The organism is Streptomyces sp. NBC_01689 (assembly GCF_036250675.1).
Taxonomy (GTDB): domain Bacteria; phylum Actinomycetota; class Actinomycetes; order Streptomycetales; family Streptomycetaceae; genus Streptomyces.
On the sequence record NZ_CP109592.1, the window covers coordinates 8,867,147 to 8,889,938 of the forward strand.

The window sequence follows — 22,792 nt, forward strand, 5'->3', positions numbered from 1 at the left end:
TCCCGTCTCCGCGCCGGACAGCGCCACCGGGTCCGTCGGCCGCCGCGCGACGTGCACGGGCCGCGCCGACGGGCCGCCCGCTCCGGGGAGTTGTCGGTGCCGGCCGGCGGACCGCGGCGCATGACCTCGACGGCCACGGCGCATGACCTCGGCGACCGCACCTGACGGACGCTCCCTGACCGACCGACCGACCGACCGACCGCCACGCCCGGCCCGAGGCGGCCCCGGCGCGCCGACCACGAGCACTTCCCCTGGGTTCCTGCGGTTTCATGGTGATCGTCCACCCCGTCGCGGGGAACCACGGAAGGGAACCGTCATGCGTTTTCGCAAGCTCGGCAGCTCGGACCTGGAGGTCTCGGAGATCTCCCTCGGCTCCTGGCTCACCTACTCCGGAGGCATCCAGGCCGAGCAGACACGCGCCTGCACCGAGGCCGCGTTCGACGTGGGCATCAACTTCTTCGACACCGCCAACGTCTACGGCCGGGGCGCGGCCGAGTCGGCCTGGGGCGAGATCCTCTCCCAGCACCCCCGTGACTCCTACATCCTGGCGACCAAGGTCTGGGGTCAGATGTCGGACACCGACCAGGGCCTCTCTGCCGAGCAGATCGGCAAGCAGATCGACGCCTCGTTGCGGCGGCTGCGGACCGACCACGTCGACCTGTACCAGGCACACCGTTTCGACGTGACCGTGCCGATCGAGGAGACCGTCGAGGCGCTGCAGAAGGTCGTACGGCAGGGCAAGGCCCGCTACCTCGGATTCAGCGAGTGGACCCCCGAGCAGATCCGGACCGCCGTCGACATCGCGGGGCCGGAGCTGTTCGTCTCGTCGCAGCCGCAGTACTCGATGCTGTGGCAGGCGCCCGAGGCGGAGGTATTCCCGGTGTGCGCGGCCGACGGCATCTCGCACATCGTGTGGTCCCCCCTGGCCCAGGGAGTGCTGACCGGCAAGTACAAGCCGGGCCGGCCGCTCCCCGCCGACAGCCGTTTCGCCAACGACGCGATGAGCGGCTCCAAGGACCTCGTCCTCAACGACGCCGCCCTGGAGGCCGTGCAGCGGCTCGTCCCCGTGGCCGAGGGCGCCGGTGTGAGTCTGCCGACGCTCGCGCTGGCCTGGGTGCTGCGCCGCGGTGAGGTCGCGTCGGCGATCACCGGAGCCTCGCGGCCCGAGCAGGTCCACGCCAACGCGGCGGCCGCGGGTGTGCGGCTCTCCGACGACGTACTGGCCGCGGTCGACGCCGCGCTCGGCGACGTGCCGGTCCGGCGTCCGACCCTCGCACCGTTCGCGGCCGAGGGCGTCCTGCGCCGCTGACCTGTCCGCGTCACCCGACCTCCCTGGCCGCCGCCTGCCGCCTCGGCGTGGTGGCGGACCAGATTCCTGCGCTGCTCCCGGCCGCTCGCAGCCGGTGCCGGTTCCGCGTCCTTTCCTCGTCACCGAGGTCGCGCGCCCGTACCGGTACGGGCGGGTGGGCGGCCGTCAGGCCACGGGTGGGGGCACGTCCTCGGGGACCGGGGAGCCTTCGCCGTCGTCGACCGGGACCGGGCGTGGGACGAGCCGGTCCTCGAGGGCGTCCATCCCGAAGAGGAACGCCATCATGAGACCCGGCGCTAGCAAAGCAAGCATGATCACAGGACCTCCCCAGGGGGTAGTCAATCTGTGCGCCGCCGTGGTGCCGTTCTTCGAGTATGGGGCCGTTCGGGGTAGCACGCATGTCGTGCCCGGTGACCGGGAGTGACCCGCTCAAGGGGCCTGTGGACGCGGCCGCCCGGCCGGCTGCCGACCGCGTCGTGTACCTCCGTACGGTGGCCGGACCACGCCCGAGTCCTACAGGTCGAGGACGATCTCGGTGGTGGGGCGACTGCAGCAGATCAGGACCGTACCGGCCTCGGGAGGTTCGAGGGGCTCGGTGGTGTAGGCGGCGTCGCCCGAGACGACCGGCGTGACGCAGGTGTGGCACACACCGGTGCGACAGGACCAGCGGGTGGGGACGTCGCAGGCCTCGGCGAGGTCGAGGAGCGACGCGCGCTCCGGTGACCAGGGGGTGGAGATGCCGCTGCGGGCGAAGGTGACGCGCGGGCCGGTCGCCGCGGGCCCGTCCGGCTGGTGCGGCCGCACCGCGGGCGTGTCCGTGATCCCGGGGTTGACGGCGGGCAGTGCGCTGAACACCTCGGTGTGGATCCGCTCGGGACTCAGCCCCCGCGCGCGCAGATGACTCCCCAGGTCGTCCATGAAGGCGGGCGGCCCGCAGAGGTAGGCGTCGGCGTCCGCGGGTACGGCCATGTCGGCCAGTGACCGGGCGGTGAGCCGGCCGTGGCGGATGTGCGGCTCGTCGTCGTGCCGGGGGTCGTCGGCGCCGGCCGTGTAGGAGATGTACGCGCGGCCGTCGGGGAGTTGGGCCAGCAGTTCCCGGGTCTCGGCGGCGAAGACGTGCCGCGTGCGGTCCCTGGCCGTGTGGATCCACCACACCGGGCGGGGGTCCCGGGCCGCGGCGAGCCCGTGCAGCATCGCCAGCACGGGGGTGGCGCCGATCCCGGCGGAGACGAGGACGACCGGGCGGGTGCCCTCCTGGAGGACGAACGTCCCGCGGGGGCTCGCGATGTCCACCAGGTCACCGGGCCGCAGGCAGGTGTGGAGATATCCGCTGACCCGGCCGTGGGGCTCCCGTTTCACGCTGATGCGGTAGGTGCCGGCGCCCGGCGCGGAGGAGAGGGAGTAGCTCCGTACGGCGGGGGAGTCCTTCCCCGGGGTGACCCGGACGGACAGGTACTGGCCGGGCAGCGCCTCGGGCAGCGGCGTGCTGTCGGTGGCGTCCAGGTGGAACGAGGTGACGCCCGGGGTCTCGGCGACCTTGCGGGCCACCCGCAGGGTCCTGAAGCCGGGCCATCCCGGTTCCCGTCTCCGCGGTTCGCCCTGTGAGAGTTCGCGGAACGACTGCTGCCACCCGGGGCTCAGGGCGGGGATGCTCAGCGCGCTGCGCAGCTTCGCGGGATCACGGCCGGGGAGGTAGAGCAGCGCGTCGGTGTCGGCGACGCTGAGTGCCTGCGGACCTCGTCGGGTGCGGGTGATGGCGTCGCCCGCCGTCACCTCTCCCTCGGTGATGACGCGCAGGTAGAAGCCGGGGCGGTGGTGGGCGACCAGGAGGGAGGCCATGGCGGGTTCCCCCAGGCGCATTCCGACGCGGTAACAGGTGACGCGGGGCTGGGTGACCTCGAACTCCGCCTCGCCGATGCGGTAGCGGTCGCCGATGCACACCTCGTCGTCGGGGAGCCCGTCGACGGTGAAGTTCTCCCCGAAGCTGCCGGGGGTGAGGTCCCGGCGATCCAGTTCCTTCTCCCAGTAGCGGTAGGACTGCACCTGGTAGACGAGGACCGCCCGGTTCTCGCCGCCGTGCCCCGCGAGATCGCCCTGCCCGTCCCCGTCGATGTTCAGGTGGCGCACCATCCGGCGGCCGTGCACGGGTGACTTCCACGCGCCCGTGTGGACCGTCCTTCCCTGCCACGAGACGTCCTCGGGCTTCCCTACGTTCACGGACAGCAGCGTCGCCATTGCGTACTCCTGCGTGGGTGGTGGCCGGACGGGAGCGGATTTCTGTCGGCTCTTCTCGCGCGGGGCTCCTCTCGCGTCATGGCCGATTTTAGTTCTTCGGCAGCGGTCGTACCGGCTCGGTGGCCCGGGGGCGCTCACGGGCGGACGCTGGAGGGGAGTGTCCGGCTCGCGCCCGCCCCGAAGAGCGGACCGGCACGCATCTAACCGTTAAAACGGTGTTGACAGGTTAGGGCGAGCATGGTCGACTGAGCGCATAACCCTTGAAGGTGAAGTGAGAGGTTAGAGAGATGACTTCCGTAGTCCATCACCGCACGGCCACCGTCGGTGGCCTGGACGTCTTCTACCGGGAGGCGGGCGACCCGCGGGCGCCGGCCCTGGTCCTCCTCCACGGCTTCCCGACCAGCTCGCACATGTTCCGCCACCTGATCCCGGCGCTCGCCGACCGCTACCACGTCATCGCCCCCGACCACATCGGCTTCGGTCAGTCGGCGATGCCCTCCCCGCAGGACTTCCCCTACACCTTCGAGGCGCTCACCCAGGTCACCTCCGACCTGCTGGAGCAGCTGGGCGTCGACCGGTTCGCGATGTACGTGCAGGACTACGGGGCGCCCATCGGCTGGCGTCTGGCGCTGCAGACCCCCGACCGCGTCACCGCGATCGTCACCCAGAACGGCAACGCCTATGTCGAGGGCTTCGTCAAACCGTTCTGGGACGGTGTGTTCGCCTACGCCGAGGCGCCCGGACCGGAGACCGAGGCCCCGATGCGCGGCGCCCTGACGCCCGAGATCACCCGGTGGCAGTACCTGAACGGCGTCGCCGACCCGAGTCTCGTCAGCCCCGACAACTGGGTGCATGACCAGGCTCTGCTGGACCGGCCCGGCAACGACGAGATCCAGCTCAGGCTCTTCCGGGACTACCCGACCAACGTGGACCTCTATCCGAAGGTGCACCAGTACTTCCGCGACTCCCAGGTGCCGGTGCTCGCGGTCTGGGGCGCCAACGACGAGATCTTCGGTCCCGCGGGCGCGGAGGCGTTCCGGCAGGACCTGCCCCGTGCCGAGGTCCACCTGCTCGAATCCGGGCACTTCGCCCTGGAGAGCCATCTGGAGAACATCACCCAGTACATCCGGGACTTCCTCGGCCGCGTCGTCGCCTGACGCTCCAGGGCCGGGGCGGCCGGAACGGCGCGCGAGCCCCGGCCGGCCCCGCCCTCATGGGTGTCCGTCCCACCCACCCCACCCCGGCACCCCGCACCCGGAAGGAACGAGCCATGGGACTGTCCTGGCAGCAAGGGCCTCTCTCGACGAGCGCGATCGGACACTTCCTCACCCCCGAACCCCTGCCGCGGCGCCTGCTGTTCGCCGAGCGCCTGCGCCGCCGTATGCGCGTGCGGTTCAACGGGGAGTGGATCGCCGACAGCGAGAACGTGCTGCTGCTGCACGAACCGGGCCGTTACCCGGTCGCCTACTTCCCTCGCGCGGACGTGGATCCCCGGGCCCTGGTCGAGAGCGACAAGGTGACCCGGCATCAGGATCTCGGCGACACCGCGTGGTTCACCGTGCGAGCGGGCGACCGGACCACCGAACGCGCCGCCTGGCAGCTCACCACCCCGCCCGGGTACGCCGCCGAGTTCGAGGACCGCGTCGCCTTCGCCTGGCGGGCGATGGACGCCTTCTACGAGGAGGACGAACGCGTCCTCGGTCACGCGGCGGACGCGTACCACCGCATCGACATCCGCACCACTTCCCGCACGCTGGAGGTCCGTTCGGCGGACGCCGTGGTGGCCCGTTCGGAACGCCCCGTCGTGCTCTACGAGTCCGGCTTCGCCCCGCGCTGGTACGTCCCGCGCACGGACATCGACGAGAGCCTGCTGCGTCCCGTCGAGGGGCAGACCTTCTGCCCGTACAAGGGGTTGTGCGACTACTACGACATCGGCACCGCGCACCGCGCCGCCTGGTCGTACCGCGACGCGTACAGCGAGGTCGGCCGCATCGACGACATGGTCTCCTTCGAGCCGGACCAGGTCGAGGTCCGCCTCGACGGGCGTCGGCTGGAGATCGAGCCGGGCCAGAAGGTCGTCGCCCACGGCGTCGACCGCGGCCTGGACGCCGAGGAGACCAGGGCCCGTTGACCTCTGAGCCCGTCGACCCCTCACGGCCCGCGGCCCCGCGCCGACCCTCGCGCCGAGGCCGCGGCACGGGCACGGAGGGGAGATGGGCGCGGCCGGAGGACGCAGGGATCCCCGGGACTCCGGGACAGGCGTGGTCAACCGCTCACCCGGCGCCGGGAGTCGGCTCGATGACGACCACCCGTGCCCACTCGGGCGGGGAGTCCGGGACGTAGTCGGGATCGTTCTCGTCCCACGAGTGGGAGTCGTGCCGCCGGGGGAACAGACCGACCACGGTCCGGCACGGCGGCCGGTTCCTCGGCCAGGGCGTCTGACCGTCCGTCAGCACCACGACGACGTCGGGCCGGGGACCCCGGCGGAGAGCCCGGGCGAAGCCCGTCCGCAGGTCGGTGCCCCCGCCGCCGACCAGCGGAATGCCCTCGGCCCGGCAGAGCGAGTGCACGAGCCGGGCGGACGCGTCGCACGGCAGCACGGTGACGAGGTCGCGGCGGCCGCCCACCGCGCGGCAGATCGCCGTCACCTCCCGGAGTGCGCTGCCGAGTTCGGCGTCGCTGACCGACCCGGACGTGTCGATGATCACGGAGACCCGCGGAGGTCTGCGCCGCAGGCTCGGCAGGACGACACCGGGCAGCCCCGCCGAGCGCCGGGACGGCCGCCCGTACGTGTAGTCCTCGCCCGTGCCGGAGCCGGAGGCGGCCGAACGGACGGCCGCACCGAGCAGCTCCCGCCACGGCTGCGGTGGCTGGAACGCCTCCTCCGCCCAACGACGCCATCCCCGGGGGGCGTTGCCCGGACGCCCGGTGATGCCCCGCGCCACGCGGAACCGGACGGCGTCACGCTCCTGGTCGCTGAGGCCGTACGCTCCGTCCGGGCCGAGATCCCATTCCCGGTCCAGTCCGTCGGCGCCGCTGCCGCAGTCCAGCCAGACCAGGCTCTGCGTGCGCGGCCCGAGCCGGAACCGGCGAAGATAGTCCTCCATGAGCTCACCCCCGGGCAGCGCCAGGGTCTCGGGGGTGACGGCACCCTCGGGCCGGAGGAGTCCCTCGCCGAACGCGTCGTCGTTGATCTCGCAGTCCGCCGCGATGTTCATCCGCAGCCGTTCCCCCGGCCCGGTCAGACCACGCTCCCGCGCGACCCGGTCACTGCGCCCGTGATGGTCCCGCAGCAGGTGCGACACCTCGTGCACCCACACCCCGGCCAGCTCCTCCACCGACGTCCGGTCCACGAACGACGGCGAAACGTAGCAGCGCCAGTACCGGTCGACGGCCATCGTCGGCACCTGCCGCGACTCCACGGTGTGCAGGGCGAAGAGCGCCGTCGCCAGGTAGGGCCGGACCCGGGCGGCGTGCAGCCGTGCGGCGAAGAGCTTGTCGCGGTCCAGCGCCCGGGGCGCGCCCGGTCCGTACGCGTTCACCGGCCGACCGGCACGGCGGCCGCGGCGCGGTCGGCCCGGCGGGACAGGGACACCGCTCCGGCGAGCTTGTCGATCGATGGCGGAACGTCCCAGTCCTCCCGGCGCAGGGAGGCGAGCGTGTTCGCGGGCACGACCACCAGGTCCGGGGCTCCGGTCTCCACCGCCCGGACCAGGAGCTCCCAGGCCGCCTCCCAGCGTGACCTCTCCGGTCGTCCGCGGACCGCCTCCACCACACCGTCGAGCACGGCCTGGCGCAGATCCCCCCGTTCCGGCAGGACGGCGTTCGCCGGGTCGGCGAGCAGGAGTTCGGGGTCCGGGAGGTCCATCCGGTCGATGGCGGCCAGCAGTTCCAGCCCGGGGCCGTCCCCCACGGTGCCCCGGACCAGCAGGGAGAGCACTTCGCGGGAGGAGCCCGCGGCCGTCGCGAACGCGATCAGACGCAGGGTCGACTCCCAGCTCCGGGGTGAGGGCCAGGGGCCGCCCCTGCGTGTCTCGTCGTTGGGCAGGCGGTGCACGAGCCCGGGGCGCGCGGCGAGCAGCCCGCACACCGCGCGACGGGCGAACTCCACGGCTTCCGGGAGCCGTTCGGGGTCGAGCCGCGGGAGCGTGGCCCGGGGCCAGGTCCCGCCGAGCCCGCGGACGACCACCTCGTGGTCGTGCGTCCACTGAAGATGGACGAACCGGTTGGCCAGGGGCGGGCTCAGTTCCCAGCCGTCGGCGGCGGAGGCACGCGGGTTGGCGGCGGCCACGATACGGACCCGGGGCGGGAGCCGCAGCGTGCCGATCCGCCGTTCGAGGACGAGGCGGAGCAGGGCGGCCTGCACGGCCGGTGGCGCGGTGGACAGCTCGTCCAGGAACAGCAGTCCGCTGCCGGCCCGGACCAGCCGCACCGCCCAGTCCGGCGGCGCCATGGGCACCCCCTGTTCCGCCGGATCGTCGCCGACGACGGGCAGCCCCGAGAAGTCCGACGGCTCGTGGACGCTGGCGATCACCGTGGTCAACGGCAGATCGAGGGCCGCCGCGAGCTGGGTGAGCGCCGCGGTCTTGCCGATCCCGGGTTCACCCCACAGCAGGATGGGCAGGTCGGCGGCCACGGCCAGCGTGAGGGCCTCCAGCCGGCTGTCGGGACGCGGTTCGGTGGACGTGTCGCGCAGCAGGCTCGACAACGCTCCGGCGACATCGAGTTGAGCGGGCCGGTCCGGTACGGCACCGGTTGCGGTGGGGCGGGATACGGCGGGTACGGGCATGAATGATCACCTTTGGGACGGGGGAGGGGTGGGCGGAGGAGTGGTGGGGAGACGGGTGTGATGGAGGAAGCCGGGGAAGCCGTGGAAGCCGAGGAAGCCGAGGAGAGAGGCCTCGGGCACGGCGGAGGACGGAGGGACGGGCTCCTGGCTCAGCGGAAGGTCGCGTGGCGCGGGTGCGGGCGGCCGGGACCGGCCCGGCGAGAACCGCGGCGGACCCGATCGCCGTCGCGTCCCGACGCGGTGGCGAAGCCGGGTTCGGCGGCGAACCCGGGTCCGGTGCCGGGTCCGTCGCCGATCAGGCCGGCGCGGTAGAGGCCGTACGTGATCCGCCCCCGCGCCGCCGCCTCCAGTTCGTCCCGCAGGGCTCCGGCGCGCAGCAGCGCGTCGGGGCCGAGCAGACCTTCGACGACGGCCAGGGCCCCCGCGGTGTCGCCGTGGTCCAGCCGCTCACGTACGCCGGCCAGACAGTCCGGACGGCGGTGTGCCGTGTCGATGGCGCGGAGGCAGGGAAGCGGGGTGCCGGTGAGCGAGGCCAGCAGTTCCTCGCGGCGGATCTCGTCCGGGTCATGGTCCAGCGGGGCCAGTACGCCGTCGACCAGGCCGATCCGGTGCTGCGAGCCCCGGCATTCGACGAGGTGCGGCTGTCCCCGCGGGTCCATGGGCGGGGGCGGGCGTACGGCGGACGGGCCCGGTGTCCCCGGTGCCAGCGCCGAGGCGACCAGCGGGTGCAGCCGGTCCAGCTCGATCGCGCCGGCGCGGATCAGGTCCAGGTCGGGCAGCACCCAGGTCGCCGCGTCGGGCAGGACCGGCAGGGTGGACGTGCCGGCCTGAGCGGACGAGGGCGCGATCCGTACCGGAGGCGGCCCGTCGCCGCCCGCGTCCCCGGCCAGGTGCAGCACCATCCGGTGCCGGGCCCCGATCCGCACGGAGACGGCGGCAGCGTCACTGCCGCTGCCGTGGGGCGGACCCTCGGCACGCAGCAGGATCGCCGCCTCGGCCGCCCATCGGCCGAGGGCGCACCGGTGCAGCCCCGGCACCCCGGCCAAGGCGTCCGTACCCGCCAAGAGGCCTTCTTCGGCTGTCAGTTGATCGGCACCGGAACGCGTCCGCAGTTCGTCCGTCCGCCGTGCGTCCCACAGGTGCCGGTGGAGATCGAGCCGGAACCGCCGGTCGGGATGAGGATGGGGGTGGCGACGGTCCCCGGCGTCGGGGCGGGAGGCGTCCCAGAGCGCGAGGCTGATCCGCTGGCCGGCGTCCGCCCAGCCCGGCGGGGTCCGTGCGACGAGGTGCACCGGGCTCGTACCGTCCCGTCCGGCACCGTCGTAGCGCGCCAGAGCGAGCGTCAGCCCGGGGCGCAGCAGCCCGTCCGGGGCGATCCTCGGCATGTGCCAGCGCAGCAGGTCGGGGGCGAGCCGGCGGAGATCGGCCCGGATCTGGGTGGCGAGGTCCCGGCCGTGGGTGCGTGCCACCGAACGCGGGCCGAGGTCGACGTCGATACGCGCGGCGGCACACGCTCCCGCCCAGTCACCGGCCAGGCGGCGGGCGGTCGACGTCTCGATCATGGAGGGCGGCACGGCGAACTCGCGCACGCGCAGCCAGAGGGAAAGGCGGGTGTCCCCGTTCGCGGTGTGAGTGAGCATCAGCACTCACCTTGCGCGGACGGGGCCCCCAATCTGAGAACAGAGTGAGTCGGCATCGCCGGGATCGTAGCCGTCCCGCGCCGCGAGGTGCCAGGGATTTTCGAACGGGCCGTCGAACAGGGCGTCGGACCGGCCGTCGGAGGGGTGGGCGGACGGGCCGTCGGAGGGGCGGGCGGTTCGCCGGCGTGCCGCCCGGTGGTTCCCGTGGGGAGGAACGGAGGAGGGGGAGACGGACGCGGTCCGTCTCCCCCTCCTTTCCCCTGACGCGCGGCCTCCCCGGGGACGCCGTGCGCGGCCGGGGCCGGTCAGTCCGTGCCGAACTCCATCGCGGCGCGGTCCAGCATCTCGTCGTCCTCGGAGACCTCGCCACGGGAGGCGATGGCCTCGGCTCCGCCCTCGGGCATGCTGCCGATCAGCCCGGTGGCCGCCGCCTGCGCGGCGCCGATCGCGGGCGAGGTGCCGATCAGGCCGAGGCCGGCGTACTGCTCCAGCTTGGCGCGCGAGTCGGCGATGTCGAGGTTACGCATGGTGAGCTGGCCGATCCGGTCCACGGGGCCGAAGGCCGAGTCCTCGGTGCGCTCCATGGAGAGCTTGTCCGGGTGGTAACTGAACGCGGGGCCGGTGGTGTCGAGGATCGAGTAGTCCTCGCCGCGCCGCAGCCGCAGGGTCACCTCGCCGGTGACCGCGGCGCCGACCCAGCGCTGCAGCGACTCACGCACCATCAGCGCCTGCGGGTCCAGCCAGCGGCCCTCGTACATCAGCCGGCCGAGACGCCGGCCCTCGTTGTGGTACTGGGCGACGGTGTCCTCGTTGTGGATCGCGTTGACCAGACGCTCGTAGGCCGCGTGCAGCAGGGCCATGCCGGGCGCCTCGTAGATGCCGCGGCTCTTGGCCTCGATGATCCGGTTCTCGATCTGGTCCGACATGCCCATGCCGTGCCGGCCGCCGATCGCGTTGGCGGCCATCACCAGCTCCACCGCGGAGGGGAACTTCTCACCGTTGATCGTCACCGGGCGGCCCTGGTCGAAGCCGATCGTGACGTCCTCGGTGGCGATCTCGACCGAGGGGTCCCAGAACCGGACGCCCATGATGGGCTCCACGCTCTCCACGCCGGTGTCGAGGTGTTCCAGGGTCTTGGCCTCGTGCGTGGCGCCCCAGATGTTGGCGTCGGTGGAGTACGCCTTCTCGGCGCTGTCACGGTAGGGCAGGTCGTGCGCGACGAGCCACTCGGACATCTCCTTGCGGCCGCCGAGCTCGGTCACGAAGTCCGCGTCCAGCCACGGCTTGTAGATCCGCAGGTGCGGGTTGGCGAGCAGCCCGTACCGGTAGAACCGCTCGATGTCGTTGCCCTTGAACGTCGAGCCGTCGCCCCAGATCTGGACGTCGTCCTCGAGCATCGCCCGGACCAGGAGGGTGCCGGTGACGGCGCGCCCCAGCGGGGTCGTGTTGAAGTAGGCGCGGCCGCCCGAGCGGATGTGGAACGCCCCGCAGGTGAGCGCCGCCAGGCCCTCCTCGACCAGTGCGGCACGGCAGTCGACCAGGCGCGCGATCTCGGCGCCGTAGGTCTTCGCGCGGCCCGGCACCGAGGCGATGTCGGGTTCGTCGTACTGGCCGATGTCGGCGGTGTAGGTGCACGGGACGGCCCCCTTGTCGCGCATCCACGCGACCGCGACGGAGGTGTCGAGACCGCCGGAGAAGGCGATGCCGACGCGCTCGTCGGCCGGAAGGGAGGTGAGGACCTTAGACATAGGAAGAGTATGCATTGAAACGCATGGCCATGCAAAGTCTTCCAGGTCGGACCGCCGTGGCGTCCCGGACCGGTGTCCGGATCTGTGGGACATATGGCTCCGGCGACATGGCGGCTCCCGCGCTCCGAGCGGACCCTTGAGGAGGAACACGGAAGGTCCCCGGCCCGGTCCGGCGGACGGTGACAAGGAGGCGGACGTGATGGCGAGTCGTACGGACACAGTGGCCGGGGTGACGGTGCCCGACACGCGCCTGGCGCGCGAAGCGACCGAGCTGGTGCGCGACACCTCGACCGAGCTCCTCTTCCACCACTCGCGCCGGGTGTTCTGGTTCGGCAGCCTCCAGGGACGCAACCGGGACCTGAGCTTCGATCCCGAGCTGCTCTACATCGGGGCCATGTTCCACGACCTGGGGCTCGCCGAGCGCTTCCGTCACAGCGGCCGCCGGTTCGAGGTGGACAGCGCCGACGAGGCCCGCCGGTTCCTGCGCGCGCATGACGTCCCCGAGGACAGCGTCCGCAGGGTCTGGACGGCCATCGCCCTGCACACCACCCCGGGCGTACCGGAGTTCATGGAACCCGAGGTCGCCCTGGTGACCGCAGGGGTCGAGTACGACGTCCTCGGCATCGGCTACGACGGCGTCTCCGACGAGGACCGCGCGGCCGTCACCGCGCTGCATCCCCGGCCCGACTTCAAGCACCGCATCCTCGAGGCCTTCACCGAAGGCGTCCGGAACAAGCCGGACACCACCTTCGGCAACGTCAAGGCCGACGTCCTCGCGCACTACGTCCCCGGCTTCGAGCGCGGCGACTTCGTCAGCACCATCCTGGATTCGCCGTGGCCCGAGTGAGGGCCGACGACCGCATCCGCGCGGCGGGTCCGCGGCACACGGTGGCGGTGCTCGCCTTCGACGGGGTGCAGCTGCTCGACGTGGCGGGCCCCGCCGAGGTGTTCACCACGGCGAACGAGGACGGTGCCGACTACGACGTACGCATCGTGTCGGAGACCGGCGGGGACATCCGCACCTCCTCCGGGGTGCGGCTCAGCGCCGACACGGCGGCGGCGGAGCTGCCCGGGCGGCTCGGGACCCTCGTGGTGCCCGGCCGCCCCGACTGGCGGCGGGCGGTCGGTGACCGTCCTCTGATGGACCTGGTGACGACGCTCTCCGCGCGCGCGTCGCGCACCGCGTCGGTCTGCGCGGGCGCCTTCCTGCTGGCCGAGGCCGGGATCCTGGACGGCCGCCGGGCCGCGACCCACTGGCGCCTCGCGGCCGAACTCGCCGCGCGCTACCCCCGGGTGCGCGTGGAGGCGGACCCCGTGTTCGTCCAGGACGGCGCCGTCCTGACCTCGGCGGGTGTCACGACCGGCATCGATCTGGCCCTCGCCCTCGTCGAGGCGGACCACGGCGCGGACCTCGCCCGCGCCGTCGCCCAGCAACTCGTGGTCTTCATGGCCCGCCCGGCCGGTCAGTCCCAGTTCAGCGCCCGGATGACCCCGCGCCGCTCGGGACATCCCACGCTGCGCGGCGTCATGGACGCGATCGCCGCCGACCCGGCGGAGGCCCATCACATGGACGCGCTCGCGCTGCAGGCGGGCGTCAGCACCCGGCATCTGAGCCGGCTCTTCCGCACGGAGGTGGGCATGACGCCCGGGCGGTATGTGGAGTTGGTACGGGTGGAAGCCGCGCAGGCCCTGCTCACGAGCGGCGACGACTCGGTGGACGCCGTCGCCGAACGCTCCGGCTTCGGCTCCGCCGAATCCATGCGGCGCAGCTTCCAGCACCTCCTCGGTGTCGCCCCCACCGTCTACCGCGCCCGCTTCCGGAGCACGGCGGAGCAGGGGTCCGGGGGCTGAGCCGGGTACCGACGGGTCCGCCCGGGGGACCGGGGGGAGGGGCGCCCACCGGCGGGTGTCCGTCACCTCGCCCCCGGCGCACCCGACAGGGGCCCGGTCTCCCGTTGCGGCGGGCCCCCGGTGTCCAGCAGGCCACCCGGGTCCGCCAGACCTATCGTGGAGAGGAGGAACATGCGACCGCACACCCGGGAGGTGTGCGCCCGAGATCCCCGACCTCAGGGAGCGCGTCATGTCGCGCAGCAGCAACTTCGCCGTCCTGGAGAACTTCGGGTCAGCGGTGAACAGTGACCATCTCGGCGAGCTGGACGAATACGTGGCGCCGGCCTCCGTGGACCACGACCCCGCCCCGGGCCAGGCCCCCGGACCCGAGGGCTACGAGGAGATGTTCGCCACGATGAGACGGGCCTTCCCCGATCTGCACATCGAGGTCGAACACGTCATGGCGACCGACGACGAGATCGCCTTCGCGTACACCATCACGGGCACCCATCTCGGTGAATTGATGGGCTACAGCCCGACCGGCAGGACGGTGAGCTACCGGGGCATGCAGATCAGCCGGTTCGCCGACGGGAAGATGGTCGAACGCTGGGGCAGCAGCGACGAGCTCGGCATGCTCCGCCAGCTCGGGCTCATCCCGTGACCCTCGCGGGCCCTCGGTGAGCGCACCTCCCTCAAGAACGCCTACCCGGCGCCGAGTTCGGCCTCCCGGCCCCCGCGGCCGGGACGTCACGGCAGCGGCCGGCTCGGCACCGCGGGGGGCGGTGACCGGTCCGCTCACCGGGAGGCAGCGATGAGCACCGACGAGGGAGCCGCGCGGGGCCGAGGCGACGGCACGCGGGTCACCCCCGCGGAAACGGTGTCGGCCGAGCCGGAGTCCCCTGACCCGGAGTCAACCGACGCGGAGTCCACCGAGGCGGAACCTGTCGCGCCGGAACCCGTCGCGCCGGAATGGGCCGAGCCGGAGGGCACGGCGGCGGCGGTCGTCGACGCGGACGGGACCATCGCGGGATGGACCCAGGGCGCGCAACGGCTCCTGGGCTACGAGCCCGAGGAGGTTCTCGGCCGTCCGTTCGCGGATCTGCTGGCTCCCACCGGGGCTCCCCAGCTGTGTCACCGGCGCGGGCACCGGCTGGAGGGAGAGCTGCGCATCTCCCGACTGGCCGCACGGGACGGCGCACCCCGGTGGCTCGCCGCGTTCGACCCCCATCCCGACGCCCGGCGACGGCTCGCGAGCGAGCGCCTGGCCCTGCTGAGTGAGGCCAGCACCCGGATCGGCACCACCCTCGACGTCATGCAGACCGGGCAGGAACTGGCCGACTTCGCCGTCCCGCGGCTGGCCGACTACGTCACCGTGGACCTGGTGGACTCCGTGTTCCTCGGCGAGGAACCCCTGGCACGGCTCGGGCGGGACGCCGGACGCGTCCCCGTCTTCCGACGAGCGGGGGTGGCGTCCATCCACGAGGGCATCCCCGAGTCGTTGTGGGACCGCGGGGAGCCCGTCTTCGTACCGCCCGCCTCACCCTTCACCACGGTACTGACGACGGGCAGGTCCTTCCTCGAACCGATGCTGCGGAGATCCCTCGGCACCTGGCTGCGGTGCGATCCGCAGCGGACCCGGGTCATCCGGACCACCGACATGCACACCGTGATGATGGTGCCGATCAAGGCGAGGGGCGTCGTCCTCGGAATCGCCGTCTTCGTCCGGACCGACAATCCCGCCCCGTTCGAGCAGGACGACCTGGTCCTCGCGGAGGAACTCGTCGACCGCGCGGCCCTGAGTCTCGACAACGCCCATCGTTACACTCGCGAACACATCGCTGCCCTGGCCCTGCAGCGCAACCTGCTCCCGCCCCGGCTGTCCGGAGGACCGGCCCTGGAGGTGAGCTCACGTTATCTGCCCGCCGACCTGGACCACGGGGTGGGCGGCGACTGGTACGACGTGATCGCGCTCCCCGGCGACCGCGTGGCCCTGGTCGTCGGCGACGTGGTCGGTCACGGCATCCAGGCGGCGGCCGCGATGGGCAGGCTGCGCACCGCGCTGCGTACGCTCGCGGACCAGGACCTGCCGCCCGTCGAGCTGCTGACGCGCCTGGACCGCACGGTCGGCCGCCTGACCCAGGAGGACGCGGACACCCCGGGTGCCACCGTCTCCGGCGTGGGCGCGACCTGCCTGTACATCGTCTACGACCCGGCCGGGCGACTCGTCGACATCGCCGGAGCCGGTCACCCCCCGCCCGTCGTCGTGAGTCCCGCCGGCCGGGCGACGGTCACGGAGATCCCGTCCGGCGCCCCGATCGGCCTGGGTCTCGGGCACTTCGAGTCCGTCCGCATCGCGATCCCCGACGGGAGCCTGATCGCCCTGTACACCGACGGACTGGTCGAATTCCCGACCGAGGACATCGAGTCCGGGATATGCCGCCTCGCCGCCGCCCTGGCCCACCCGGCGCTGCCCCTGGAGGAGCTGTGCGACCGGGCCGTCGCCGCCCGCCGCACCCCCTCCCCGTCCGACGACGCCACCCTGCTGCTGGCCCGGACCGGTCCCATCGGTACGCACTGACTCTCTCTCTCCCCCCCCCCCGCGACCCGGCCGCGTGCGCGGGGCGATGACCCGTACGCCGTCCGACCTGGATCACCGGGCCGTGCCCGACCTGGATCACCGTGCCGTGTCCGGCTCGGGTCGCACGGCCGTGTCCGACGTTGATCGGTGGGCCGTGTCCGGCCCGGATCCGTGGGCCGTTGGTGGCAATGCGGCCCCCGCCCACTGGCGCCTGCCGCCGGGGCGCACGTGCCGCGCTGAACAATCGCCCTGGTCAGGACGCGCAGACGTCCAGGAGCGGTGACGAGGGGAACGACGATGGACAGGGACGGACGCCAGGAACAGCCGGGACGACCGGAACACCCGCGGGACCACGGAGAATCGGACCGGCCGGGACAGCCGCGGCGCAGAGCGCTTCTCACCGGTGCCTTCACGGTCGCGGCGGTCGCGGCCGCGGGATGCTCCCCCAGGGATTCAGTGGTGTCGCCCGCCGGGACACCGCCGACGCCGACGCCGACGCCGAGTGCGCCGTCGACGCCGCCCACCAGTGCTCCGGCGACGGCCGGCGCGTCACCGACACCGCGGCCGAAGACGCCCGCCGAGGCCTTCACGCGGCTCATGGACGGCAACAAGCGCTGGGTGAGCGGGCATCTCGAGCACCCCGACCGCGACCCCGACCGGCGGGAACTCGTCGCCCAGGAGCAGGTGCCCTTCGGTTCGGTCCTGTCGTGCATCGACTCCCGGGTGCCGCCCGAGCTGCTCTTCGACACCGGACTGGGCGACCTCTACGTGATGCGCACGGGCGGGGAGGCGGTCGGCCCGGTGGTCATCGGGTCGGTCGAGTACGGACCCATGACGAGTGGGACCCCGCTCGTCGTCGTCCTCGGACACCAGCGGTGCGGCGCGGTCGCGGCCGCGTACAAGTCGATTCGCGACAGCAAACCATTGCCGGGCAAGCTGCAGGCGATCGTAGAGGCGCTGCGTCCGGCGTACGAGCGGACGGCCCGGGACCGCGGGTCCGACCCGGTCGAGACCATGGCCCGCGCCCAGGTCAAGCTGACCGCGGACGATCTGCGCTCCAACAAGGACCTCGCACCGCTCGTGAAGAAGGGCGTCCTCGCCGTGGTCGGCGCCTACTACTCGCTGGACACCGGCAAGGTGGAGATCCTGACCGGCGCACCCTCCTGAGGTCTCCTGGGCGGACGAGTGCCCCCTCGGGTCGCGGAGGGGGCGCGGCCGGCGCGCCGCGGCGTCCCCGCAGGGCCGCCGCCGGTTGGGTGAAGCACCCGGGTGCACCGGCCGTGGAGTGCGTCCGCGTCCGGACGGTTCCGGTTCACTCACCCGGCCGGTGGTGCGGAAAGCGTGGTGACGTCTCGTACGGAGGCGCGGTCCGACCGTCGTTCGGCCGTCACTCCCCGGTGTGAAACGGCCCGAACTGCGGGCCTTTGCCGTGCCGCCTCGGAGGCGGCTCCGTCTCCTGATGGCCGTTGCTCTCTGGTGGTCGGCGGATTCGCCGTGTAGCGTCGCTCGCAGATGTCGTGGTTCGCAGTACCTGCCCGCGCTCCGGTGCGGGCTTTTTGCTGTGCAGTGCCTGAGGACCAGGGCGATCACCTCCGGATCCGCGCGGTGCGGATCCGAAATCGACTGAGAGGCATTGACATGGCCACCGGAACCGTGAAGTGGTTCAACTCGGAAAAGGGCTTCGGCTTCATCGCGCAGGACGGCGGCGGCCCCGACGTCTTCGCGCACTACTCGAACATCAACTCGAGTGGCTTCCGTGAGCTCCAGGAGGGCCAGGCCGTCACGTTCGACGTGACCCAGGGCCAGAAGGGCCCCCAGGCCGAGAACATCACCCCCGCCTGATCATCGGCAGGGCGGACCGTTCGTGCCCGCGGAGTGCAGACTCCGCGGGCACGGGCGGTCCCGGCGCGGAGCGCCGACACATGACGAAGGAACCGGCCGGCGCCCGCCGGAACATCCGGTCGTCCGCGGGGTCCCGGCCGGAACATGCTCCGTCCCTTGGGTGAACCCCCGTGCGGCACGGCGCCATGACGGCAGCCGGGGACGTCGGAGCGACGCCCCCGCGAGGGGTGCAAGCCCTACGGCGACGAAAGGTCCCGTCGCCCCAGCCCCGATCAGGCCGTCGGCGCCGGGAACAGCAGGCAGCTGCTGGTGGCGTGCGCGAGCAGCCGGTCGGCGGAGTCGAACAGCTCGGCCTGGGCCAGCGCGGTACGGCGCCCGCCGTTCAGGACCTTGCCCACGGCGCGGACCTTGCCCGTGTCCACCGTGACCGGACGCAGGAACTTCACGGTCAGGTCGAGCGAGGTGTAGGCCATGCCCTGCGGAAGCGTGGTCTGGACGGCGCAACCCGCAGCGGAGTCGAGCAGGGTCGCGTAGATCCCCCCGTGCACGCTGCCGATGGGGTTGTAGTGCTCCTCACCCGGTTCCAGCGAGAACACCGCGTGTCCGTGGTCGACCTCTTCGAGCACGAACCCGATCGTGGCGCCGATGGGCGGACCGGGGATCCGGCCGGCGATCAGCGCGCGCAGGAAGTCGAGCCCACTGGCGCGTCCGACCTCGGATGCCGAGACCGACGGGTCTTCCCACTCGTACGTACGTGACCGGCCCATGCGTGCTCTCCTCATCTGACTACGTCAGTCGAAGCTAGCCGTGGCGTCGGCTGACTGTCAACGACGAAGCCAGCTCGCCTATGATGGCTCTATGGAGTGGCTCGAGGTGAGCACGGAGAACTGCACGGTGCAGCGCACGCTCGACCTGGTGGGCGAGAAGTGGACGCTGCTGATCCTGCGCGACGCCTTCAACGGCGTGCGCCGGTTCGACGACTTCCGCCGCCATGTGGGGCTTTCGGAAGCGGTACTGGCCGCCCGGCTCCGCAAGCTGGTCGCGGCCGAGGTCCTGCGGACCGAGCCCTACCGGGAAGCGGGCAGCCGCACGCGGCACGAGTACCGGCTGACCCGGAAGGGCCGGGACCTCTGGCCCGTCCTGGTGGCGCTCCGGCAGTGGGGCGAGGTGTACGTCGCCGACCCCGGGGGCCCGGTGCTCGACATCCGGCACAGCGAGTGCGCGGCACCGGTGCGGGTCGTGGTGGAGTGCGCCGAGGAACACGTCGCGCTCACTCCGAGAGAGGTCACGGTCCTGCCCGGCCCGGGTGCCCGGCCCCACGGCTGAGGGTGGCCGGACCCAGGGGCGCGTCCGCCGCCCACCGGAGCCGACGGGGCGTCACTTGGATTGTGGTGCGGGGCCGTTGGGTGCCGCGCGGACTTTTTCGCGAGCGTCTCGGCGGACCGTCGTCCACGGTCGAGGAGCGCACGGTGCGGCCGACCGTGGTCCATGGGCGCGGACGGCGCGGCGCGAGTGAACTCCGCGCGGCACGGGTGACGTTCGCGCGGCACGGATGAACTCCGCGCGGAATGGGTGACGTTCGCGCGGCTCTGATGAGGTCCGCGCGTCGGCAGGCGGGCGAAGACCGCCCGCCAAGGAGAAGGCGCCCGCCACGGAGCCGACGCCTGCCACGGTCTGTCGCGGTGGCCCGGCCCCGCTCCGACCGCTGCGTCGTCCGCGGGGTCAGGCTCCGGTCCACCCCGGTACCGACGGCAGGACCCGTTCGGCGACGCGCCGCAGTGCCGCGTCGTCGGGCAGGCCCGTGTCCTGACGCCAGACGGTGACCTCGAAGGAACCGCCCCCGTCCTTCGCGTCCCGGGCGACGAGGAGGCAGCGGGCGGCACTGCCGGGGCCGGTGGTGGCCCTGCTGCCGTCGAAGCCGAGCGAGAACGTCCGGTCCGAGTAGAGGACCGCGGGGTGTCCGGACAGCGTCGTCCGCTGCGCGTCCCCGCCGAGGAGGCGGGCCGCCTCCGCGACCGGGAGCCGGTCGTAGGAGGCCTCGACCTTCACGGAGTACGTCTTGAGGGTGACCGTCGCCTCGGGTGACGCGATCTTCCCGCCGCCCGCGAGGGTGACCCAGTTCCCGCTGCCCCAGGCGGCCACCGCGCGGTCCTCGGGCGTTCCGAGGAGCGTCGGCAGGTCGGGCCGGTTCAGCGCCTCGCAGAGCCGGGCCCCGGACACGTACTTGGCCGGGAGGGAGTCGTCCGAGCGCGAGCACGCGGCCTGCCCGCCGTCTCCGGACTGCTGCCGGAACCCTCCCCCCAGCTTCCATACGCCGCCCACCACGGCGGCGACCAGCACCACCGCCGCGACGGCCTGCAGCCCCGGGTTCGGGGCCTTTCTGGAATCGTCGGTGAAACCCTCCGCCATGTCCCCCACCCCGCCCGCTCGCGCCCTGTGCGCGCGGTGAGCCTAGCCAGTGCGCTTTTGGTGGGGAAGGGAGAACCGAATCTTCACGGGACCCGTGTGACGCTCCCGCCGTCGCGGGCGTGAGCCGCCGACAGGCCTTGCCGAGAGCCGTCGGGCGTGAAGGCGGCACGTCCCGGAGCGCCCGCGCGGAAGGAGGGCGCTCGAAACGGGACGGGTCCCGGTGACGTCAGTAACCGATGATGCGAGCGGCGAAATAGGCCGCCACGATGATCGACCCGATGACGATCAGCCCGAGCCACCACAGGGGGTGTTCCCACACCCCGCCGTCCGGTCGTTCCTGATGTGCCTCGGCGGTCGAACCCTCGGCCGGAGGGGTTTCGCCCGGTGGCACCAATGGCTGTGACATGTCTCAACTCTCCGCCTCCCGGGATCGCGACGCATCTCGGACGTCAGGTGGCCTCTTCGAGCGAAGGCGGAAGCGGTTTGTGCAGTCAAAACTGTACAACTAAAGCTGCGGGTTCTAGTGTGGAGCGCATGAAGGAGAGCCCGCGTCTGTCGCCATCGGCGGTTCAGGCCTCGCGACAGGTCCGTACGGTCATCAGCCGCCTGCGGCGCCGCATCCTGAACGCCGCGGAGGCCGAGGACATCACGCTGGGGCAGGCGTCCGTCCTCACCCGTCTCGCGGGCGAGCGCGGCGTCACGGCCAGTGAGCTCGCCGCGGCCGAGGGGGTACGGCATCAGTCGATGACGACGACGGTCGCCTCGCTGGCCGTCCTCGGACTGGTGGAGCGGCGGCCCGACCCCGACGACCGGCGCCGTCTGCTGATCGCGTTGACCGAGGAGGGGTACCGGCGCGTGGACGAAGGGCGACAGGTCCGGCAGGAATGGCTCGCCGGCCGGCTGCAGGAACGGTGCACGGAAGAGGAACGGCGAACCGTGATGGCCGCAATGACGGTACTGGAGCGACTCACGCATGACTGAACAGAAGACGGAGGACCGGGGCACGGAGGCGCCGGCGGGCTTCGACCGGCGGCTGCTGCCGCCGATGATGCTCGGCTCGGTCCTCAACCCGGTCAACTCGACCATCATCGCCGTCTCGCTCATACCCATCGGCGACGCCCTGGGGGCGCCGCCCTCGCAGACCGCCTGGCTGGTCTCCGCCCTCTATCTGGCCACCGCCCTCGGACAGCCCGTCGTCGGCCGGCTCATCGACGTCTTCGGGCCGCGCAGGCTCTTCCTCGTCAGTACGAGCCTCGTCGGGGTCGCCGGCGTCGTCGGCACGCTGGCCCCGGACCTGGGCGTACTGATCGCCTCCCGGGTCCTGCTCGGATTCGGAACCTGCGCGGGATATCCCGCGGCGATGGCGCTGCTGCTCAGCGAGGCCAGGCGCACCGGGAAGGACAGTCCCGGCGGGGTGCTCACCGCCCTGGCGGTGACCAACCAGACCATCGCCGTGATCGGCCCGCTGCTCGGCGGTCTCCTGATCGGTCTCGGCGGCTGGCGCGCCACCTTCGCGCTGAACGTACCGCTGGCCGCCGCGGCCGTCCTGCTGGGTCTGCTCCGGCTGCCGAGGGAGGCGGGCACCGGCGAGTCCCCGCAGCGTGGCCGCCTCGCGGCCCGGCTCGACCTGCCCGGCATGGCCCTGTTCGCCGTGACGCTGGTGTCGCTGCTGCTGTTCCTGATGAACCTGCACCTGCGCGACTGGTATCTGCCGGTGACCGCCCTCGCCGCGAGCGCGGCCTTCGCCGCGTGGGAGCTGCGGGCCGCCACCCCCTTCATCGACCTGCGGGTCCTGGGCGGCAACACCCCGCTGCTCGCCACGTACGGGCGTGCGCTGGTCGCCTACACCGTCTCCTACGCCTTCCTCTACGGCTTCACCCAGTGGACGGAGGAGGGCTTCGGACTGTCGCCCCTCCACGCCGGGCTGGCGCAGATCCCCATGTTCCTGGTGGCCATCGGCGTCTCGCTCCTCTCGGGACGCCGCCAGGGCGTGCGCGGCAAACTGCTCGTGGGCGGGGTCGGACAGATCGTCGCCTGCGTGGTGATGCTGACGCTCACCGGGGACAGCCCCGTGTGGACGCTGGTGCTCGTCGCCCTCGTCTTCGGTGTCCCGCAGGGACTGAACAGCCTGGCCCTGCAGAACTCCGTCTACTTCCAGGCGGATCCCGAGCGCACCGCCTCCTCGGCGGGCCTGCTGCGCACCTTCGCCTACGTCGGTTCGATGGTCGCCTCCGCCACGACGGCCGCCTCCTTCGGACGGCGCGCGGACACCGGCGGCATGCACCACCTGGCCTGGGTCATGCTCGGCGCCGGTGTGGTCTACCTCCTCCTGACCGTCCTCGACCGCACGCTCGGCCGCGCGGCGGCGGACCGGGACACCCCGGCCGAGGCACCGCGGACCGCATAGACCAC

Annotated in this window: 21 protein-coding genes; 12 read left to right on the forward strand and 9 right to left on the reverse strand. The window is 72.5% G+C overall.

Annotation, left to right across the window (positions count from 1 at the left end):
- Positions 1-316: 316 nt before the first annotated feature.
- Positions 317-1,309: an aldo/keto reductase family protein gene (locus tag OG776_RS38075; protein WP_148014951.1), complete on the forward strand. Its 993-nt coding sequence runs from the start codon at positions 317-319 to the stop codon at positions 1,307-1,309.
- A 165-nt stretch (positions 1,310-1,474) separates the two neighbouring features.
- Here the strand turns inward: OG776_RS38075 and OG776_RS38080 are convergent, their stop codons facing one another.
- Together OG776_RS38080 and OG776_RS38085 are read right to left on the reverse strand one after the other, a co-directional pair.
- Positions 1,475-1,621 carry a hypothetical protein gene (locus tag OG776_RS38080; protein WP_329323352.1) on the reverse strand — a complete coding sequence of 49 codons (147 nt, stop codon included), beginning with the start codon at positions 1,619-1,621 and terminating at the stop codon, positions 1,475-1,477.
- 201 nt (positions 1,622-1,822) lie between these two features.
- Positions 1,823-3,544, reverse strand: coding sequence for an MOSC and FAD-binding oxidoreductase domain-containing protein (locus OG776_RS38085; protein ID WP_329323353.1), 1,722 nt, complete (start codon positions 3,542-3,544; stop codon positions 1,823-1,825).
- 287 nt (positions 3,545-3,831) lie between these two features.
- On the opposite strand from OG776_RS38085, the gene OG776_RS38090 reads away from it, so the two are divergent.
- On the forward strand, positions 3,832-4,701 hold the full coding sequence (locus tag OG776_RS38090; RefSeq protein ID WP_148012931.1) for an alpha/beta fold hydrolase: 870 nt from the start codon (positions 3,832-3,834) through the stop codon (positions 4,699-4,701).
- 113 nt (positions 4,702-4,814) lie between these two features.
- A complete protein-coding gene (locus tag OG776_RS38095; RefSeq protein WP_148012932.1) occupies positions 4,815-5,675 on the forward strand; it encodes a DUF427 domain-containing protein in 861 nt (286 codons plus the stop codon).
- Positions 5,676-5,817: 142 nt separating this feature from the next.
- Here the strand turns inward: OG776_RS38095 and OG776_RS38100 are convergent, their stop codons facing one another.
- The 4 genes from OG776_RS38100 to argG form a co-directional block, all read right to left on the reverse strand.
- Positions 5,818-7,086, reverse strand: a complete 1,269-nt coding sequence (locus OG776_RS38100) for a vWA domain-containing protein (protein ID WP_222723863.1) — start codon at positions 7,084-7,086, stop codon at positions 5,818-5,820.
- Complete coding sequence (locus OG776_RS38105) at positions 7,083-8,333, reverse strand: AAA family ATPase (RefSeq protein ID WP_148012933.1); 1,251 nt, start codon at positions 8,331-8,333, stop codon at positions 7,083-7,085. Before OG776_RS38105 ends, OG776_RS38100 begins: the two co-directional genes overlap by 4 nt.
- A 149-nt stretch (positions 8,334-8,482) precedes the next feature.
- On the reverse strand, positions 8,483-9,973 hold the full coding sequence (locus OG776_RS38110; RefSeq protein ID WP_329323354.1) for a hypothetical protein: 1,491 nt from the start codon (positions 9,971-9,973) through the stop codon (positions 8,483-8,485).
- A gap of 305 nt (positions 9,974-10,278) precedes the next feature.
- Positions 10,279-11,721, reverse strand: a complete 1,443-nt coding sequence (argG, locus tag OG776_RS38115; protein WP_148014301.1) for an argininosuccinate synthase — start codon at positions 11,719-11,721, stop codon at positions 10,279-10,281.
- Positions 11,722-11,920: 199 nt separating this feature from the next.
- On the opposite strand from argG, the gene OG776_RS38120 reads away from it, so the two are divergent.
- The 6 genes from OG776_RS38120 (at position 11,921) to OG776_RS38145 (ending at position 17,971) form a co-directional block, all read left to right on the forward strand.
- Positions 11,921-12,568 carry an HD domain-containing protein gene (locus OG776_RS38120; protein ID WP_148014302.1) on the forward strand — a complete coding sequence of 216 codons (648 nt, stop codon included), beginning with the start codon at positions 11,921-11,923 and terminating at the stop codon, positions 12,566-12,568.
- The gene (locus OG776_RS38125; protein WP_261995034.1) at positions 12,556-13,572 is read left to right on the forward strand and encodes a GlxA family transcriptional regulator; all 1,017 of its coding nucleotides are present in this window, start codon (positions 12,556-12,558) and stop codon (positions 13,570-13,572) included. The genes OG776_RS38120 and OG776_RS38125 overlap by 13 nt, the downstream gene beginning before the upstream one ends.
- Before the next feature lie 229 nt (positions 13,573-13,801).
- Entirely contained in the window at positions 13,802-14,212 is a 411-nt protein-coding gene (locus OG776_RS38130) for an ester cyclase (protein ID WP_148014898.1), read from the forward strand.
- Between the two features lie 150 nt (positions 14,213-14,362).
- Positions 14,363-16,129, forward strand: a complete 1,767-nt coding sequence (locus tag OG776_RS38135; protein ID WP_329323355.1) for a SpoIIE family protein phosphatase — start codon at positions 14,363-14,365, stop codon at positions 16,127-16,129.
- Between the two features lie 597 nt (positions 16,130-16,726).
- On the forward strand, positions 16,727-17,296 hold the full coding sequence (locus tag OG776_RS38140) for a carbonic anhydrase (protein WP_148009845.1): 570 nt from the start codon (positions 16,727-16,729) through the stop codon (positions 17,294-17,296).
- Positions 17,297-17,767: 471 nt separating this feature from the next.
- Positions 17,768-17,971, forward strand: coding sequence for a cold-shock protein (locus OG776_RS38145; RefSeq protein ID WP_148009846.1), 204 nt, complete (start codon positions 17,768-17,770; stop codon positions 17,969-17,971).
- 272 nt (positions 17,972-18,243) lie between these two features.
- Here OG776_RS38145 and OG776_RS38150 read toward each other — a convergent pair whose 3' ends face one another.
- Positions 18,244-18,738: a PaaI family thioesterase gene (locus OG776_RS38150; RefSeq protein WP_148009847.1), complete on the reverse strand. Its 495-nt coding sequence runs from the start codon at positions 18,736-18,738 to the stop codon at positions 18,244-18,246.
- Between the two features lie 91 nt (positions 18,739-18,829).
- Between OG776_RS38150 and OG776_RS38155 the strand changes: the two genes are divergently transcribed.
- Complete coding sequence (locus OG776_RS38155) at positions 18,830-19,297, forward strand: winged helix-turn-helix transcriptional regulator (RefSeq protein ID WP_148009848.1); 468 nt, start codon at positions 18,830-18,832, stop codon at positions 19,295-19,297.
- Between the two features lie 396 nt (positions 19,298-19,693).
- Here OG776_RS38155 and OG776_RS38160 read toward each other — a convergent pair whose 3' ends face one another.
- The gene (locus OG776_RS38160; RefSeq protein WP_148010954.1) at positions 19,694-20,380 is read right to left on the reverse strand and encodes a DUF6215 domain-containing protein; all 687 of its coding nucleotides are present in this window, start codon (positions 20,378-20,380) and stop codon (positions 19,694-19,696) included.
- A gap of 226 nt (positions 20,381-20,606) precedes the next feature.
- Positions 20,607-20,786, reverse strand: a complete 180-nt coding sequence (locus OG776_RS38165) for a DUF6480 family protein (protein WP_148010955.1) — start codon at positions 20,784-20,786, stop codon at positions 20,607-20,609.
- A gap of 128 nt (positions 20,787-20,914) precedes the next feature.
- Here OG776_RS38165 and OG776_RS38170 point away from each other — a divergent pair, with 128 nt between their 5' ends.
- Entirely contained in the window at positions 20,915-21,361 is a 447-nt protein-coding gene (locus tag OG776_RS38170; protein WP_148010956.1) for a MarR family winged helix-turn-helix transcriptional regulator, read from the forward strand.
- Complete coding sequence (locus tag OG776_RS38175) at positions 21,354-22,787, forward strand: MFS transporter (protein WP_329323357.1); 1,434 nt, start codon at positions 21,354-21,356, stop codon at positions 22,785-22,787. Before OG776_RS38170 ends, OG776_RS38175 begins: the two co-directional genes overlap by 8 nt.
- Positions 22,788-22,792: the final 5 nt, after the last annotated feature.